This window comes from Antrihabitans spumae, assembly GCF_043944905.1.
Taxonomy (GTDB): domain Bacteria; phylum Actinomycetota; class Actinomycetes; order Mycobacteriales; family Mycobacteriaceae; genus Antrihabitans; species Antrihabitans spumae.
Window position 1 is genome coordinate 1 of the sequence record NZ_JBIMSN010000084.1, and the last position, 12,819, is coordinate 12,819.

Here is a 12,819-nt window from a genome sequence, read left to right on the forward strand (position 1 = left end):
ACGACACGCTCAGACTTTGCTGGCGTCCGGTCGTACACCATCCTGCTGGACTCAACCGACCGCTCGTCGAGTTCGGCGTAGGTCAACGAACGCCCTGCGCAGGTGACACCAACCGATGTCGGGTTGGCCTCGACAGCCGCCGCCAGAATCTGCGGCAACGTGAGGCCGCGTGCGCGCCGCTGTCTACCGCTACCTGGTCGAACTCGGCCTTGTGGCCCGTGAAGGGGGCGTGCAGCGATCGGCTCGTCGGCGCGAGTCCTCGTATTCACTTCGTCAACCCCTAGTTCGACCTGCTTCGGCAGTGCGGATCCTCCCCGACCTCGAATCTGCCTATCGGTTGGCGTTTGGGCAATCGTTCGTTCGAATGAATGAAACGACAACCAGCGGCCTTTCAGTGCCTATCGCCGCGATGTGACATTCTGTGACACCGAGAAGCCCCCATAGCCCAATTGGCAGAGGCAGCGGACTTAAAATCCGCACAGTGTCGGTTCGAGTCCGACTGGGGGCACCGAAGGGGCGAGCTAGTTGGCCGTAGTTTTCTGGCACTCGACGCGATTTGCCCGGATTGTCGCGCGCAGTATGCGTTTGTGCCGGAAATGGCCGTCAAGTTATGGATTCGAGACGTATCGATCTGGCATGATCATGCCAACGTGCGGTTTCTCGGGTGGGGATCCGGCGGCCGCCTCGTTTTTGATGAAAAAGGATACCCATGGGCCGTTTCTTCCGTGCATTGGTTCGCGCCAGCGTAATGGGCTTGCTGCTCGCACTTGCAGCGACACTGGTGGGGCCGAGCCATGTTGCCGCGGCGCCGCTGATGCCGACACCGGATCCGGATCCGTTTTATGCCGCGCCACCCGACCTCGCCGAGCACGCGAACGGCGACGTGCTGAAGATGCGGGAAAGGCCGTGGCACGTCTATTTCCCGACGAGTCGAATATTCGAGGTGCTCTACCGAAGCACCGACTCCGAGGACAAGCCGATCGCGGCGAACACGACGTACATACTCCCGTCGAACCATGCGCCGGACGCCCCACTGCTGTCGTATCAGCACATCATCAATGCGCTCGGCACCAAGTGCAAAGTTGCCTCGAAGCTGTATACGTCCGACCCGATGAACCTGATCCTGGAGATGCCCGGCCTCAACTTGGCGCTCGCCCGCGGTTGGGCGGTCGTGCTGCCTGATCACCTGGGTCCGAGGATGTCGTACGGCGCCGCGAAATTGGGCGGTCAGCTCACATTGGATGCCATTCGGGCCGTCAAAAACGTGCCCGAGTTCATGGTGACCAACAGCAAGGTTGGACTCGGCGGCTATTCCGGTGGTGGGATGGCAACAGCCTGGGCGGCAGCGCTGGCGAGTACCTACGCACCCGAGCTTCCGATCATCGGGTCTGCGTACGGCGGAGTCCCGATGAATCTCACGGAGATGGCGCGCGCACTCGGCAGCCAGCCACACATCGCGTTCGGTCTCGCCGCGATTGCCCTGCTCGGTCTCGAGCGCGAGTATCCGGACCGCATCGATGTCGCCAGTCAGCTCAATGGGTACGGTCGATGGCTCGCCGATTTCGTCATCAACGGATGCACCAACGAGGCCATGTTCGTCGGGTTCTACAAGAGCGCCGGTCAGCTGACGGACAACCCGAACTACATGGACACTCCAGCCGTCTGGCAATTGCTGGACGAAAATAGTCTGGAGTTCTACCCGGGCATTCCGAATGCGCCTGTTTTCGAATGGCACAGCCCAATCGACGGCTTGATTCCGGTCCCGGCTATCGACAACACCCTCGGTCGCTACTGCGCCGCCGGAGTCGACCTTTTCACCATGCTCACGCCGACCCCGGATCATCTGTCTGCCGCACCGCTCGGCATGTTCCAGGCTCTGGACTGGCTCGACAAGAAGTTTCAGAATCAGCCGACCGTACGGTCCTGCTGACTGCACGTCTGTCCCGCAGAGTTCGCGACCGCCAACTTGCGCGAAGCGCAAGTAGCGCACCGGATTACGGCACAGAGCAGGCGAACCGATGGTTCGCCTGCTCTGCTCTTTCCGGAAATGGTCTACGACACGCCGACGGTGTCTTTCGCGATCGCTGCGACGTGAGTCTGTGCGGCTGAAACGACGGTCGAGCGGTTCTTGGTTGCTTCCTCGAAGGCCACGACTCTGCGGATGTCCTTCGGGCTTCGGAGCGACCTGATGGCGTCGATTGCAGCGGAAGCGTTGAGGTCGTCGTATCCCTCGATCGCGAGTTCGTCAGCGGTTGGCGTTGTATGTCCGCGGCCGAAGCTGACGAGTTCACCGACCCGCGCGGGCACCTGCTTGGCTGATTCGGCGAGGTGATCGCCGATGTTGGTGACCCAACCGCCAGGAAGATTCAACACCGTGGTTGCCAATGCTGCTGCCGACTGCAGGGGAGTGCGTCGTAGAGCGGCGGGGCCGCCGAGTGCTTCCTCGGCAAGAACGGTCGTCAACCAATCGACGGTCGCCTGGTGCGCTGTGATGAGGCGGTCGGCCAACTCGGTGAGCGTCTGGTCTTCGACCTGAACCGCGAGTGCCCGCAGGTAGGTGGAGCGTCCGAGCAGTTGGTGTTCGAGCGCAAGATCGCCGAGAACCGCCTCGTCGAACGGTTGGGCCTGCTCGAACACGGTCTTGATAGTCGCGCCGATCCGACCGGCGACCGGGCCGATGAACGCAGGTACGGCACCGAAGCGACGGATCGTGGCTTCGATCTCCTCGGTTCGCTTTCGGCCGTTCTTGGCATTTTCCCGCAGTTCCTTGCTGACCGCTGCGCTCCGAGCCTGCGCGGTGCGTGTCTCCGCGATCATGATCTCGGTGTTGGTCAGCGCTGCGAGAGCGCGGAGTTGAGTGATGATGGCATTCGTTGCTGTCGTTGTCGGCATATCAAAGTGGGGTACCCAACACCCCGTGTGCAGCAAACAACTGTGCGTTTTCGCGCGGTCCGCAGGGGGTAGGACCTTTAAGACCGTGTATCCCAAGACGACCGGAGCGCGTCCGACATGGAATCTGACAACTTAGTTGCACGACTGTCCGAACTCGCGAGAACGGCAGCCGCACCGGCAAGTCTCGATTCCGTGCTCGCGGCGGTCACTGCATCCGTTGTCGATATTCTGCCGGCGGCCGATGCGGCGGGCATTCTGCTCATCTCCACGAGCGGCGCATTCGAGTCGCGCGCGTGCACCTCCGAACTGCCGCATACGCTCGATCGGTATCAAGAAAAGTTCGGTGAGGGGCCGTGCCTCGAAGCGGCAGTCGACGAACTGGTGGTCCGTACCGACGACTTCCGAACCGACCGTCGGTGGCCGCGTTACGGTCCAGCCGCGGTGGAGGCCGGAGTCTTGAGCGGGCTGTCCTTCAAGCTGTATACGAGTCGACGGAAAGCGGGCGCGCTCAACATCTTCGCGAAGCACGCGAACGCTTTCGATGCGCAGGCGGAAGCGATCGGGTCCGCACTCGCTGCGCATGCTGCTGCCGCAATCGTCGCGAGCCGGAACGAGGAACAGTTGAAGTCGGCGTTGATGACTCGCGACATCATCGGCCAGGCGAAGGGCATGATCATGGAGCGCTACAAGTCCGACGCCGTGCGGGCATTCGAACTGCTGCGCCAGCTGTCGCAAGACACGAATACCCCGTTGGTGGAGATCGCGCAGCAGATCGTATCCGCCGAGTCGCCCGGGTAGTCCCGGGCGACGCGACCTACTTCTTTTTGTCCTTGGCTTGCTGAATCGCTTCGGCAATGCGCTTGATCCGCTGCAGCCTGCTGTCCCAGGTCTTCCCGACCGCGTTCAATTGCGCTACGGCACGGGCAAGTTGGGCATCATCGATTCGGTAAAGCCGCTCGCGTCCTGACGGCGTCACATGGACCAATCCGACACGATCAAGCACCGCAAGGTGTTTCGCGACCGCCTGTCGGGTGACCGGTAGTCGATCGCTGAGAGTTGTTGCGGTTCCTTCACCGTCGGCCAGCAGCAGGTCGAGCATCCGCCGCCGGGTCGGGTCACCGATCGCCGACCAGAGGTCGTCGTCGCCGATGGTTGTCATCGCGAGCCCACCCGTTCGCTGTACTCGACCAACCGAGGCAGGTGGATGCCCCAGCCTTCGATGTGAGAGTTGTATTCCTTTTCCAAAACGGCTACTTCCCAACCCATTTCGCGGAATCCCGTTTCTGTCATACGTAGCGACGTGCCTTCTCCGGAAGGGGTGAGCTCGAAGGTGACGAGCATCGAATTACCCACGGCTGCAGCGTCATCGGCGGGATGGAGCCAGCGGAAGGAGAACAGGCGCGGCGGTTGTGCGTCGACCACGGTGATCGACGCGATGTGGTCGGGTTCCGGATCGGTGAGGTGCCAGATCAGGGTTCCGCGCGAGCCCGAGACGGGCTCCAGGTCGACGACTTCCTGCGGCCACCACTCCTTCAAATGCTCCGGGCTGCTGACGACGTCGAAGACCACGTCGGGCGTCGCGTCGATGAACAACGTGCGTTCGATTTTTCCGTATTCCATGGCATGTCCTCTGATTGGCAACGATTGGTTGCGTATGACGTTATCCGACTCCACGGGGATGCGCAACCATCAATTGCGCATGCGTTCTGTTGGCCGGACAGCGGGCCGGGGATGGACCGGAATAACCGGCGCTCCGATACGACTTGAATCTGCACATGACCGAATTCAACCCACGCACGTTGCTCGCGCAAGCACGCCTCGGCGTGCTCGCAACGATCAAGTCCGACGGGCGCCCCCAACTGTCGCCGGTGACGCCGTACGTCGACGAAGAGGCAGGAATCATCTACGTGTCGATGACCGACGGCCGCGCCAAGACAGCCAACCTTCGGCGCGACCCCCGCGCCGCACTGGAAGTGACGAGTTCCGACGGCTACGCATGGGCGACGGCGGACGGGACGGCGACGTTGACCGGACCGGGAACAGACCCACACGGACCCGAGGTCGAGGCCTTGGTGGACTACTACCGAAGCGCCGCAGGCGAGCACCCGGACTGGGACGAATACCGCGCTGTCATGGTTTCCGATCGCAGGGTGCTTATGGCCATGACGATCGAGCACGTGTACGGCGCAAAGATCCGCTGAGAGCGCTCAGGCGATCGGGTCTCAGGCGAAGGTCGATTTCAAGTACTTCACGACGCTGTCCACGGCGGTGTCGCGCTGCGCGTATCCAAGGTAGCCGTCCGGGCGAACGATGAAGGTCGCCGTGCCGACTGCCGAGTACGCGTTGGCGAAGTCGCCGTCCACATCGCGGATCAACGGCAGAATCGTTTCACCGACATCGGCACTCGGTGCAGCGATCAGGTAGGTGTCGAGGTGGCCGTGCGCGTCGGTTGTTGCTGTCTCGGCAAGCCTTTCGATGACACCCAACTCCGACGCCACGGTATCCGGTCCCGCGTAGATCAGCAGGGTGTGCTCGAGTCGGCCGAGCAACGAGAAGAGACGGATCGGGTCGGCGACGGCATCTCGGGACAGACCCCTCGCGTCGGGTGCGCGAGCCCCGGCGCGCGGACCTGGGTCCGCATCGGGTGAGGGTGCGACGATCGGGCTGTCCGCGTAGGAGATCAACAGTTGCGCCTCACGTCGGACGACGTAGTCGGGGTCCGACGAATCGGCTCCGATACCTTCCCGAGCGCTCTTCACGGTCCGGCCGACGACTTCTTCGCCGACAGGGCGCCTTTCGGCGTCATAGCTTGCCAACAGCCCGTCGGAGGCTTGCCCGTCGACGGCGAGCGCGAGCTTCCATGCCAGGTTGTGAGCATCTTGAATTCCGGTGTTCATGCCCTGTGCGCCGGTCGGGGGATGGATATGGGCCGCGTCCCCTGCGACGAAAACCCTTCCCTTACTGTAGGAATCGACGATGCGGTGACTGATCCTGAACACCGACGACCACCGCATGTTGGATGCGCGGGTCGGCTCCGGCGAGAGTCGGTCGAGCACGGCCTGGATATGCGACAGTTCGGGGACCGCACCGGCCTCGAAGCCGTGGGCGATCTGATCACCCTCTGTCGCAGCAGGTTTGGCGAGATCATCGGGAACGAGCATCGACATCCGATAGCGTCGTCGCCCTGGTAGGGGGATACACACGAGAGCTTCGTCTGTGACGCCGTCGGTTTGGTGTGTCGCCCGAATGCCGTAGCCGCGGGGCAGAGACCAATCGACTTCTACGTCGCCGAGCATGTACTGCTCGGCAAAAGCCCCGCCCTCGAACGAAAGGCCCAGTGATTTTCTGACGATGCTGTGTGCGCCGTCGCATCCGATCAGGTATTTCGCACGCACGGTCTCCTCTCCGTCGGGGCTTGACAGGACAGCCCGAACCTCGTCGGCGTCCTGTTCGAAACCGGTGAGCTGCGTGCCACGTTCGACCGCGATGCCAAGCGACGGAAGCTGTTCCGCGAGGATCCGCTCCGTCTCGTACTGGGGGATGCCGATGAATTCGAACGGCACGTCGGCGGGCAACCGCAGTTCGATGCGCCCGACCTCTTCACCGTTGACGTACATGATCTGTCCGCGCATCTGAATGGACGCGTCGAGAACCTGCCGCAACACACCCATGCCTTCGAAGATTTCGAGTGTTCTCGATTGAACGCCAACAGCTTTCGCGTACTGGCGTGGTTCTAGCAGCGGGTCGACGATGCGGCACGCAACGCCGTGTCGCCGCAGTTCGACGGCTGCGGTGAGGCCGATCGGCCCAGCTCCAACGACGAGTACATCGGTATCGGACATGTGTTTCCACCTCACGAGTCGAACCCGGAACGATAGAGGAATTATGCTCGCCTGATTCCCGACCGACGTGGTGTTTTGTCGATCGATTGCAGCAAATTCGGTCGACAACCAGCGGTAGCCGGTGCCAGACTTCATCTGGTGACTGCTCACCGAACTCCGCTCTTCTGCGACACAGCCATGGCCGAACGGATCGAACGCGTCGAATCGCAGCTCATCAGCAAGGGCAGTGCGGCGGCCCGATTGCGCCGGGGCGACGACAAGGGTTTCGTTGTTCCAGTGGCCGGCGGGATGGCCAGCTATGCCGACGAGAATTCACCGCTCAACAAGGTCGCGGGGCTCGGCTTCGGCGGTGTACCTACTGCGGCCGAGCTCGACGAGATCGAGCGTGCCTTCTTCGCGCTCGGTTCACCCGTGCAGGTCGAACTTGCACACCTCGTCGATCCTGTGATCGGGCAGCGGTTGACCGAACGTGGCTATCGACTCGAAGGTTTCGAAAATGTTCTAGGCCTTGCGGTTTCGGCCGACACCGAGCGGATCGTCCCCGCGGGTGTAGAGATAAGGCCGAGTGCCGGCGACGAGTTCGAGGCGTGGATCGATCTCGTCGCGGCAGCGTTTGCTGCTCCTGACACGCAGGGTGCGGCATCGCACGAGGAGTTTCCGCGTGAGGTGATCGCTGCTGCGATGCGCGACTTCGTCTCCGCAGCAGGGGTTGCGCGCTATTCGGCGTGGCGTGACGGTGAGCTCGCGGGCGGTGCGAGTGTGCGAATCTCCGATGGTGTTGCGCAGCTGACAGGTGCCGCGACGGCATTTACCCACCGCCGCAACGGAGTTCAGACGGCACTGCTCACTGCTCGGCTTGCCGACGCAGCAGCAGCCGGCTGCGACGTCGCCGTCGTCACGACGCAGCCGGGCTCGAAGTCCCAACAGAACGTGCAGCGGCAAGGCTTCGATTTGCTCTACACCAGAGCAGTTCTGGTGAAGCAGCCATAACGCAGCTGACACTCCACTATTGGGGAGTACCAGCGGGTTTCCGCGCGCAGGCGCGACCAGTGGAGCATCAGCAGCACTTGTCGTGCTATCCGAGGAACTCCGCAATCGATTTCCAGGCCGAGTCGCGCGCCTCAGGGGCGGTGAGCATGCCCAGGTGGCTGCCGCGGACCTGTTCGTAGCGAACTTCGCTTGCGCCTGTCAGCACCTGCCTGCCCCCCTCGACGGATGCGGCGGGTGCGAGAAGGTCGGATTTGCTGCCGATCAGCAAAACCCGGCAGGTCAGCTTGGCCAGCTCGACGGCGAGGTCGGAGCGGATATGCACTGTGCCGGTGATCAATTCGTTGCGCAGGATCAGGCGGCGATACACCTGTCGGTAGAACCGACCTGGATAGCCCGGCATCCGAGCCATAAATCTGTCGACCGACTCCATCCGCGCAAGCGCCTCGGTGTCGAGGATGTTGCGGCCGATGAAGAGCGGTCGGGTGATTTCGCGTTCGAGCGCCTGGATCCGAAAACCCGCGCGTACCAACTGCTTCGGGATTCCGCCGAACATCCACGTCGAGTATGCGACTTCGCGTCCACCCGTGATCGGTCCGACCAGCCGGGGGAGTGCAGTGCCGGGATTCTTCGTCTGATCGAAGGGAACGCCGACCGCGGTGACCGAAGCGATCGGCAGATCGGCATGCGCGGCGGCGGTGAGAACCGAGAACATGCCTCCGAAGGACCAGCCGATCAGATCGACGGGAGCGCCGCCGTGGGCTTCGGACACCCGCCGCACCGCGTCCGGCACGATCCTGTGGGTCCAGTCTTCGAGGCCCATGTTTCTGTCGGCCCACGTGATGTCGCCGTAGTCGACGACGTAGGGCTGCTTGCCGATCTCGAGCAGAAGCTCGACAACGCTCTGGCTGGGTCGCAGGTCGTAGCAGGAGATCACCACGGCAAGCGGAGGGACTAGAAGGACCGGATTTCCGGACGCCGCAGTCGTTCGATCGTACCGTCGCAGCGTCTCGTGGGGCGCTGCATGCACAACCGTCGACGGGGTCGGCTGGTACGGCTCGACACCGTCGCCGAACGTCACCGCCCACGCATTACGCGCAGCGGAATCCAGGTTTTCCAGCATCGTGCTCATCGGTCCGAACCAGCTACTTACGGCGCCGGGCGCGAGGTGCGACGGTTGCGCTACCCGACAGCAGCACCTCGGCAACGAGTTTCGGGTCGTCCTGCATGGGAACGTGGCCGAGTCCGCGCAACTTGATCAGCTTGGCGTTGGGGAACGTGCGCAGTACACGCTTGGCCTGGTAGATCGGCAGAATCATGTCCCGGCTGCCCCATGCGACGGTGATGGGTGTGGTCACGTCGACGACGGGACTGAAGGTCGGTGCCTCGGCAGGCGCACGGTCGAGAACCTGGTTCTCGAGCAGCGACCGGACGTCGATCTGAGCGGCGTCGACGTCGGCTAGCCATGGTCGGCCGTAGAACGCGCCCAACATCAGCGAACGCGAGGGCTTCGTTTGCATCGCTCTTGAAGCCGCTTCTGGACCGATCAGTCTGGCGCTCGCACGCAGGCTGGTGAAGATGGCAAGCGAGCGACGGTGGTCGAGGCTGTTCACGGCGAATCCGGCCGGCGACAACGCTGTCGCCGACCGGACTCGACCACGTGCGGCCAATTCGAGTGCGGCCCAGCCGCCGAGCGAGTTGCCGGCGACATGGGGGAGTTCGCCCGCAGGCGTGACATCGGTGAGGAACTGATCGAGTTCGGCGATGGCGGCATCGAGCAGGTTGCCGTCCGTCTCCGACATCGGGGACTCACCGTGACCGGGCAGGTCGACCGTCACAACGCGGCGATGCTCGGCCAAGAGGTCGACGATCGGATCCCACGCGTGCCGCCGATGGGTCAATCCATGGAGGAGAACAAGTGTCGGTCCTGACCCGGTTACGTCGTACGCGAGGGACGGCGAGCGCAGAAGCGCAGCGGGGGCGACAGTCATTGTCGACCTTTCTGTTGTTCTCCCTACCTTCGTGGCGCGGCAGGAATCCGTGTTTGTGACGGCTGGTAACGGGAACCGTACCTGACACATCAGCGCGAATCGTAAACGGTGAACGTAGTAGACGAGTGAGGTTGTCGAGCATCCGGAGTACCTGTGACTCGAGTCACTTCAGGTGTTGCCCAGCTACCCCATTTTTCCGCTGATTCCCCTGCTCAGGGGTCTTTAGGTGCTTATGCTTGCTGCGGTCGGGTTCGATGCTTGCAACCGTTGGGACGTGCTGCCTGTGAAGAAGAGAGCGATCGTTGCCGCAGTTTTGACCGGCGGTGCGCTGGTGTTGTCGGCGTGCTCGGACAATTCGTCGAGCGACGAGACGACGTCGAGTTCGACGGCACCTGCGTCGACCACGGCTGGTGCGTCGACGACGTCTGCGGCCAGCCGGACGGTTGCCCCGCCGCCGCCACCGCCGAAGACCATTGTGCCGCCGCCCCTGACGCTGGTCCCCACAACTGTCGTTCCGCCACCCTTGCAGCCAACCACTCATGCGACGGGTCTACTGCCGCCGACTCACGATCCGGACATCATTCCGTCGGACATCGATCCGCCGACGCACGATCCGGACATCATTCCGCCGGACATCGATCCGCCGACGCACGATCCGGACATCATTCCGCCGGACATAGACCCCGGGAACGGCTAGCCACTGAAAAGAGTGTTGGTTTACTCCCGGAATCCGGGAGTAAACCAACACTATTTCCGCTTTCGCAATTGCCGCAGCGCAGACTCCGCAGCGTTGTAGCCGGGCATCCCGTGCACGCCTGCCCCAGGGGGAGTCGACGACGAGCACATGAACACCCCAGGAATGCCGACGCTGTATGGGTCGACCGCGATTCGCGGGCGTAGGACAACCTGCAGTCCCGCGTTCGCCCCACCGATGATGTCGCCGCCGACGTTGTTCGGATTGGCTGCGGCCAACTGCGCGGGTCCGATGCTGACCGATTCGACTATCCGCTCGCGAAAGCCAGGGGCGAAGCGTTCGAACTGCGCGATGACCGCCTCGGTGGCATCGCCGGAAAAGCCTTGCGGCACATGTGCGTAGGAGTAGAGCGGATTCAGGCCGCCTGCGGATCGAGACGGATCGGCGGCATACTGCTGACCGACGAGAACGAACGGCCGCTCGGGCATTCGGCCGAGGGTGACGTCCTTTTCTGCTGCTGCGATCTCGGCGAACGAACCGCCGAGGTGCACAGTCCCTGCCCGACCGCATTCGGGATCGAGCCACGGCACGGTGCCGTCGATGGCGAAATCGACCTTGTACGCGGCTGGTCCACGGCGAAACTTGCGATACGAGCGCGCGATTCGCCGTGGCACCCGCTCACCGTAGATGTCGAGCACGGCGTCGGGGGACACATCGAGTACGACGATGTCGGCGTCGGGGATGTCGGCGGCGCTCCGCACACGAACGCCGGTTTCTACGTTGCCGCCGTGCGAGGACAGGACGGCGACGAGCGCATCCGCGATCGATTGGGATCCACCTTTGGCGACGGCCCAGCCGTGCCGATGTCCTGACGCTGCGATCATCAGCCCGACAGCAGCCGACGCGGGTCGGTCCAGGCGTGAATAGACATGGGCCGCAAGGCCGCCGAACAGCGCCCGACCCTTATCCGTCCGGAACAGTTTCGCGGCAACGGTGGCGGGTGCCAACGCGCGCGGACCGAACGACGCCAACTTCAGCGGATGCCTCGGCACATGGACGATGGGTTGCATCAAGTCCGACGACAGTCCTTCGTAGCCGTCGACCATGCCGCGCAACAGACCGAGCCACCGGCGACCGTCGTCGCCGAGACCGGACGCCGTCTCGTCGATCGAACGATGCAGCAGTGCCGCGGAACCGCTGTCGAGCGGATGCGCGCAATCGATGTCGGGCCACAGCCATTCCAGACCGAAACCTTCGATGTCGATCGAGGCGAAGAACGGCGACGCGACGCCCATCGGGTGAATCGCCGAGCAGTGGTCGTGTATCAGTCCAGGTGCGGTCAGCTCGCTGGATCGGAGTCCGCCGCCGATGGTGTCAGCAGCCTCGAGGACCTGCACCTCGATGCCGTTGCGGGCGAGGTGAATTGCGGCAGCGAGGCCGTTCGGTCCGCTGCCGACGATGACCGCCGTAGTCATCGCGCCACTGCGAACTCTGACATCGTCGGCTCCTCGGTTCGGGACGTTTTCGGTACCGATACCGAAGCTACAGGTGTTACTTGACGAGGGTGAATTGCACAACGTTGATGTGGCCGATGCGGAAGCGGCTCGACGATCCGGTCAGGTACTTCATGTAGCGGTCGTAGACCTCTTCGGACGCGATGCTGATTGCCTCGTCGCGCTGGGCGGACAGAGCCTCCGCCCAGAGGTCGAGCGTCCGTGCATAGTGCAATTGCAGCGGCTGGATGCGCTCGACCGAGAAGCCGGCCGTCGCGGAATGCTCAGGTACCCAATGCGGTAACGGCAACTGTCCGCCGGGAAAGATTTCGGTGAGGATGAATCGGGCGAACCGAATGTCGTCGACGGTGACGGGGATGCCCATCTTCCGTAGCTCGAATCCGTAGCCGACGATCGTGTGGAGCAGCATCCGGCCGTCCGCGGGCAACAGCCGCCGACAGCGCGAGAAAAACTCGTCGTACCGCACCCGCCGGAAATGCTCGAACGCGCCGATGCTGACGATTCGATCGACCGGTTCGTCGAAATCTTCCCAGCCCTGCAGTCGAACTTCCTTCGTCCGCGATCCACCGACGGTCGACAACAGGTCCGTCACGTAGTCGTGCTGGTTGTTGCTCAGCGTAAGTCCGATGACGTTGACGTCGTATTTCTCGACCGCGCGCTTCATCGTCGCGCCCCAGCCGCAGCCGATGTCGAGCAGCGTCATACCTGGTTTCAGGTCGCATTTACCAAGGGCCAGATCGATTTTCGCGAGCTGCGCCTCTTCCAGCGTCATGTCGTCGCGTTCGAAATACGCGCAGCTGTAGGTCCGGGAAGGATCGAGGAAGAGTGCGAAGAAGTCATCGGAAAGGTCGTAGTGGGCCTGTACGTCTTCGAAGAACGGCTTCAGATTCGCCATCGTG

Annotated in this window: 15 protein-coding genes and 1 tRNA gene; 6 read left to right on the forward strand and 10 right to left on the reverse strand. The window is 62.9% G+C overall.

Annotated elements, in window-relative coordinates; genetic code table 11:
* Nucleotides 1-269, reverse strand: a 269-nt coding sequence (locus ACHIRB_RS18890; RefSeq protein WP_395127746.1) for a hypothetical protein, incomplete at its 3' end; no start/stop codon positions are given.
* Nucleotides 270-434: 165 nt separating this feature from the next.
* Here ACHIRB_RS18890 and ACHIRB_RS18895 point away from each other — a divergent pair.
* Together ACHIRB_RS18895 and ACHIRB_RS18900 are read left to right on the forward strand one after the other, a co-directional pair.
* Nucleotides 435-508, forward strand: a tRNA-Leu gene (locus ACHIRB_RS18895).
* A gap of 201 nt (nt 509-709) precedes the next feature.
* The gene (locus ACHIRB_RS18900) at nt 710-1,930 is read left to right on the forward strand and encodes a lipase family protein (protein WP_395114675.1); all 1,221 of its coding nucleotides are present in this window, start codon (nt 710-712) and stop codon (nt 1,928-1,930) included.
* Between the two features lie 122 nt (nt 1,931-2,052).
* On the opposite strand, the gene ACHIRB_RS18905 is transcribed toward ACHIRB_RS18900, so the two are convergent.
* Nucleotides 2,053-2,892 (reverse strand): ferritin-like domain-containing protein, encoded by an 840-nt coding sequence (locus ACHIRB_RS18905; RefSeq protein ID WP_395125551.1) that lies wholly within the window; start codon nt 2,890-2,892, stop codon nt 2,053-2,055.
* A gap of 117 nt (nt 2,893-3,009) precedes the next feature.
* Here ACHIRB_RS18905 and ACHIRB_RS18910 point away from each other — a divergent pair, with 117 nt between their 5' ends.
* Complete coding sequence (locus ACHIRB_RS18910) at nt 3,010-3,690, forward strand: ANTAR domain-containing protein (protein WP_395114677.1); 681 nt, start codon at nt 3,010-3,012, stop codon at nt 3,688-3,690.
* Between the two features lie 16 nt (nt 3,691-3,706).
* Here ACHIRB_RS18910 and ACHIRB_RS18915 read toward each other — a convergent pair whose 3' ends face one another.
* Both ACHIRB_RS18915 and ACHIRB_RS18920 read right to left on the reverse strand, forming a co-directional pair.
* The gene (locus tag ACHIRB_RS18915) at nt 3,707-4,051 is read right to left on the reverse strand and encodes an ArsR/SmtB family transcription factor (protein WP_395114678.1); all 345 of its coding nucleotides are present in this window, start codon (nt 4,049-4,051) and stop codon (nt 3,707-3,709) included.
* Nucleotides 4,048-4,512 (reverse strand): SRPBCC domain-containing protein, encoded by a 465-nt coding sequence (locus ACHIRB_RS18920; protein ID WP_395114679.1) that lies wholly within the window; start codon nt 4,510-4,512, stop codon nt 4,048-4,050. The genes ACHIRB_RS18915 and ACHIRB_RS18920 overlap by 4 nt, the downstream gene beginning before the upstream one ends.
* 155 nt (nt 4,513-4,667) lie before the next feature.
* On the opposite strand from ACHIRB_RS18920, the gene ACHIRB_RS18925 reads away from it, so the two are divergent.
* Nucleotides 4,668-5,093, forward strand: coding sequence for a PPOX class F420-dependent oxidoreductase (locus ACHIRB_RS18925; RefSeq protein ID WP_395125550.1), 426 nt, complete (start codon nt 4,668-4,670; stop codon nt 5,091-5,093).
* Between the two features lie 21 nt (nt 5,094-5,114).
* On the opposite strand, the gene ACHIRB_RS18930 is transcribed toward ACHIRB_RS18925, so the two are convergent.
* Nucleotides 5,115-6,734 carry an FAD-dependent monooxygenase gene (locus ACHIRB_RS18930; protein WP_395125549.1) on the reverse strand — a complete coding sequence of 540 codons (1,620 nt, stop codon included), beginning with the start codon at nt 6,732-6,734 and terminating at the stop codon, nt 5,115-5,117.
* 177 nt (nt 6,735-6,911) lie between these two features.
* Between ACHIRB_RS18930 and ACHIRB_RS18935 the strand changes: the two genes are divergently transcribed.
* Complete coding sequence (locus ACHIRB_RS18935) at nt 6,912-7,724, forward strand: GNAT family N-acetyltransferase (RefSeq protein WP_395125554.1); 813 nt, start codon at nt 6,912-6,914, stop codon at nt 7,722-7,724.
* An 85-nt stretch (nt 7,725-7,809) separates the two neighbouring features.
* On the opposite strand, the gene ACHIRB_RS18940 is transcribed toward ACHIRB_RS18935, so the two are convergent.
* The 3 genes from ACHIRB_RS18940 to ACHIRB_RS18950 form a co-directional block, all read right to left on the reverse strand.
* On the reverse strand, nt 7,810-8,853 hold the full coding sequence (locus ACHIRB_RS18940) for an alpha/beta fold hydrolase (protein ID WP_395125548.1): 1,044 nt from the start codon (nt 8,851-8,853) through the stop codon (nt 7,810-7,812).
* A 13-nt stretch (nt 8,854-8,866) separates the two neighbouring features.
* Nucleotides 8,867-9,712 (reverse strand): alpha/beta fold hydrolase, encoded by an 846-nt coding sequence (locus ACHIRB_RS18945; RefSeq protein WP_395114686.1) that lies wholly within the window; start codon nt 9,710-9,712, stop codon nt 8,867-8,869.
* 222 nt (nt 9,713-9,934) lie between these two features.
* The gene (locus tag ACHIRB_RS18950; RefSeq protein ID WP_395125547.1) at nt 9,935-10,216 is read right to left on the reverse strand and encodes a hypothetical protein; all 282 of its coding nucleotides are present in this window, start codon (nt 10,214-10,216) and stop codon (nt 9,935-9,937) included.
* Nucleotides 10,217-10,235: 19 nt separating this feature from the next.
* Here ACHIRB_RS18950 and ACHIRB_RS18955 point away from each other — a divergent pair, with 19 nt between their 5' ends.
* A complete protein-coding gene (locus tag ACHIRB_RS18955) occupies nt 10,236-10,409 on the forward strand; it encodes a hypothetical protein (protein ID WP_395125546.1) in 174 nt (57 codons plus the stop codon).
* Nucleotides 10,410-10,459: 50 nt separating this feature from the next.
* On the opposite strand, the gene ACHIRB_RS18960 is transcribed toward ACHIRB_RS18955, so the two are convergent.
* Nucleotides 10,460-11,881, reverse strand: a complete 1,422-nt coding sequence (locus tag ACHIRB_RS18960; RefSeq protein WP_395114688.1) for a phytoene desaturase family protein — start codon at nt 11,879-11,881, stop codon at nt 10,460-10,462.
* Nucleotides 11,882-11,957: 76 nt separating this feature from the next.
* A complete protein-coding gene (locus ACHIRB_RS18965) occupies nt 11,958-12,815 on the reverse strand; it encodes a cyclopropane mycolic acid synthase family methyltransferase (protein WP_395125545.1) in 858 nt (285 codons plus the stop codon).
* Nucleotides 12,816-12,819 lie beyond the last annotated feature (4 nt).

Coding starts and splice junctions, on each gene's coding strand:
- ACHIRB_RS18900 (WP_395114675.1), top strand. CDS start 710: ATGGGCCGTTTCTTCCGTGCATTGGTTCGCGCCAGCGTAATGGGCTTG.
- ACHIRB_RS18905 (WP_395125551.1), bottom strand. CDS start 2,892: ATGCCGACAACGACAGCAACGAATGCCATCATCACTCAACTCCGCGCT.
- ACHIRB_RS18910 (WP_395114677.1), top strand. CDS start 3,010: ATGGAATCTGACAACTTAGTTGCACGACTGTCCGAACTCGCGAGAACG.
- ACHIRB_RS18915 (WP_395114678.1), bottom strand. CDS start 4,051: ATGACAACCATCGGCGACGACGACCTCTGGTCGGCGATCGGTGACCCG.
- ACHIRB_RS18920 (WP_395114679.1), bottom strand. CDS start 4,512: ATGGAATACGGAAAAATCGAACGCACGTTGTTCATCGACGCGACGCCC.
- ACHIRB_RS18925 (WP_395125550.1), top strand. CDS start 4,668: ATGACCGAATTCAACCCACGCACGTTGCTCGCGCAAGCACGCCTCGGC.
- ACHIRB_RS18930 (WP_395125549.1), bottom strand. CDS start 6,734: ATGTCCGATACCGATGTACTCGTCGTTGGAGCTGGGCCGATCGGCCTC.
- ACHIRB_RS18935 (WP_395125554.1), top strand. CDS start 6,912: ATGGCCGAACGGATCGAACGCGTCGAATCGCAGCTCATCAGCAAGGGC.
- ACHIRB_RS18940 (WP_395125548.1), bottom strand. CDS start 8,853: ATGAGCACGATGCTGGAAAACCTGGATTCCGCTGCGCGTAATGCGTGG.
- ACHIRB_RS18945 (WP_395114686.1), bottom strand. CDS start 9,712: ATGACTGTCGCCCCCGCTGCGCTTCTGCGCTCGCCGTCCCTCGCGTAC.
- ACHIRB_RS18960 (WP_395114688.1), bottom strand. CDS start 11,881: ATGACTACGGCGGTCATCGTCGGCAGCGGACCGAACGGCCTCGCTGCC.
- ACHIRB_RS18965 (WP_395125545.1), bottom strand. CDS start 12,815: ATGGCGAATCTGAAGCCGTTCTTCGAAGACGTACAGGCCCACTACGAC.